Origin of the sequence: Lactobacillus gallinarum, assembly GCF_002160635.1 — a bacterium.
GTDB classification, from domain to species: Bacteria; Bacillota; Bacilli; order Lactobacillales; family Lactobacillaceae; genus Lactobacillus; species Lactobacillus gallinarum.
Map to the genome: position 1 here is coordinate 1 of NZ_NFKZ01000064.1, position 1,662 is coordinate 1,662.

The 1,662-nt window shown below is 33.3% G+C and carries 2 protein-coding genes; both read left to right on the forward strand.

Annotated elements, in window-relative coordinates; all coding sequences use genetic code 11:
* A partial coding sequence (locus B5E95_RS10255; RefSeq protein ID WP_241146360.1) for an RNA-guided endonuclease InsQ/TnpB family protein occupies positions 1–682 on the forward strand: 682 nt, incomplete at its 5' end.
* Between the two features lie 572 nt (positions 683–1,254).
* Positions 1,255–1,563 (forward strand): hypothetical protein, encoded by a 309-nt coding sequence (locus tag B5E95_RS10260; protein ID WP_087236569.1) that lies wholly within the window; start codon positions 1,255–1,257, stop codon positions 1,561–1,563.
* Positions 1,564–1,662: the final 99 nt, after the last annotated feature.

The window sequence follows — 1,662 nt, forward strand, 5'->3', positions numbered from 1 at the left end:
CAAAGATAGGTTCGAAGTCAAAAAGAAAACAGGCAAAGCGACCGGGGTAGATATAAACGTAGGCCATTTCAATTATGAAGATGGTCAGCTTTTGATTATTCCTAAGTCTTTGACCAAAACATACAGCAAAATAAAGCATTATCAAAAGCAGCTGGCAAAGAAGCGAACAGTCAACGGTAGAATTAAAGGTGCGCAAAGCAAGAAATACTTGAAGACGAGAATCAAGCTTCAGGCATCCTATCAGCGTGCCCAAAACATTCAAACGGATTTAATGCATAAATTTACTACTGAACTGGTAAACAATTACGATCAAATAGCGATTGAAGATCTGGGAGTCAAAGGCATGCTTATGAGCCATGTGGCTTCAAAAGGCATGCATCGAAGCATGTTTGGCTTGTTTAGAAAGCTTTTAACATATAAATGCGAATGGTATGGTAAAGAACTGATTATTGCCAACAAGCTATATCCATCAACGCAAAGATGCGCAGCATGCGGCTTGGTCAAAAAAGGCGATGAAAAGATCACGCTGCAGGGCAATAAAAAGCATGGCACCAAGCATAACGAGTTTGTCTGTTATAATCCTAACTGTCCTAATTACAATAAAAAGGTTGATCGCGACGAAAATGCCATGGCCAACCTAACGCTGCTAGTAAAGCATCCAGAGTTAAATCGAGCCTTATAAGATAATTGCGGGCGAGGCTACGTCCGAAAAGATGCCAAAAGAGCTAGTCAATGCGATTACTTCTAAATTGAAATATCGGAATACTAGCGTAGACGTTGGTAAGAGAAATGGAAAGCACGAATAGTCCAAAATGTATGAAAATAGAACATAGTCATACATTTGCTTACATTTTTCATAGCAGAATAGCTATTATTTGTAATAATTATCTATATTACTGCTACGATTATGGTTATAGAAATGAAACTAATATTACAAAATGTCTAGATTATTTAGAAAAGTTGGATTGTAGAAGTCACTATATGTTTTATAGAATTGCAGGTTTCTTCTTTAAGTATATGTTTGAAGGAAATAAGATGAAAGCAAAACAAATAAAAGATCAACTTATTATGTGGGGATACGGCAATAGAGTAATATCTTGGAAAATATAGTTTCGTGTGACGAAACTAATAAGTCGAGAGCATAAATATGAATGATAATATAATTGTTCTTAAGGAAAGGGGACATTATCAATGATTTGGGTGTTACCTGTAATTATAAAATAACGTCTGTAGTTTAATTGGAAGGAGATGAAGATGTATTTAGAAGATTTTATAAATCAAATTTTATCAATTCCTAAATTTGATAAAAAAATAGATTCTGCTTTTCTCGAACGACTTAACATATCTAAAAAATTATTAGAAGGGACTTCGGTAAGAGACAGATCTTCACGGAGTCCTTTCTTTTTAAATGATTTAGGTGTGAGGTTTACAACAAGTCCTAGAGAATTTGTGGAGTGGAATACTAAAAAAATAAATGTAAAAATACCATCATACGATAAACTGGTTTCAGATATGTTACAAGCTGAGATAGGATTATTACCTTATATAGTAAGAAATAATTAACTAAATTAGATCATATTATTAGTCTTGATGTAATAATATGATCTTTTTATTTTCTTTTCGCCTATTTATTGAATACATATGATATAATATTAGTTAAGG

What these genes read in the sequence shown, in the direction of transcription:
- B5E95_RS10260 (WP_087236569.1), top strand. Translation starts at nt 1,255, where the DNA reads ATGTATTTAGAAGATTTTATAAATCAAATTTTATCAATTCCTAAATTT.